The 1068-nt window shown below is 42.1% G+C and carries 1 protein-coding gene; it reads left to right on the plus strand.

The window, feature by feature from the left end; all coding sequences use genetic code 11:
• The first annotated feature begins 50 nt into the window (after positions 1–50).
• On the plus strand, positions 51–1055 hold the full coding sequence (locus tag GOU96_RS17735; RefSeq protein ID WP_267783255.1) for a S66 family peptidase: 1005 nt from the start codon (positions 51–53) through the stop codon (positions 1053–1055).
• Positions 1056–1068 lie beyond the last annotated feature (13 nt).

Here is a 1068-nt window from a genome sequence, read left to right on the forward strand (position 1 = left end):
CCTTAGGCGGGCGTTATTTTGCTTATTCAAATTATGGAGGATAGCGGTAAGTGTTATATGCCAAAGCTTTAAGTATTGGAGACAAAATTGGTTTTTTCTCACCATCTTCACCGGCTACAGCTTTTGCTCCAAATCGATTTCAAAGAGCAAAAGCTTACCTTAAGGCTCAGGGATTTGAGTTAGTTGAAGGTTCGCTTACGGGAAAATCTGATTATTACCGCTCAGGCTCGATTCGAGAGCGTGCTGAAGAGTTGAATCAACTTATTCGGGATCCGAATGTCCGTTGCATCATGTCTACTATTGGAGGCAGTAATAGCAATTCACTGTTGCCTTATATTGATTATGAAGCCTTAAGAAACGATCCAAAGATCATCATTGGTTATTCAGATGTCACAGCTTTATTGCTCGGGATCTATGCTCAAACAGGACTCATCACATTTTATGGCCCAGCCTTAGTCGCTTCGTTTGGTGAGTATCCTCCATTGGTTGATGAAACCTTTCATTCGTTTATCGATCTGTTGTGTTCAGAGACGAATCAATATCAATACACTATGCCCACGTCATGGACAGATATTAAGCACGATTGGGAAACTCAGCATTCAGCTAAGCCCGTTTATCCGAATGAATGGCAGTTTATCGGTAAAGGCAAAGTGACAGGCAGAATTATTGGCGGGAACCTCAACACCATGGCTGGGATCTGGGGCAGTCGATACATGCCAGAGATTGAAGTTGGCGATATTTTACTTATAGAGGATTCTCTGAAAGGTATCGAAAATGTCGAACGTTCTTTTGCACATCTCGCAGCTTGTGACGTTTTTGAGCGGGTGAGTGCGATCATTTTGGGGAAGCATGAGTTATTTGACAACAGAGGTACAGGGAGAACACCTCTGGACGTTTTAATCGAAGTATTAGCGGATAAAAATGTACCTATATTTTATGGTTTTGATAGTTGTCATACGCATCCGATGCTCGTCACACCATTAGGTGTGCGAGGTACAATCGATTTCGACAATCATACCTTTAAGCTAGAAGAGCGTTGGGTAAAAGCAAAATAACAAACGCCTCAAG

The organism is Vibrio sp. R-1 (assembly GCF_035615595.1).
GTDB lineage: Bacteria > Pseudomonadota > Gammaproteobacteria > Enterobacterales > Vibrionaceae > Vibrio > Vibrio cholerae.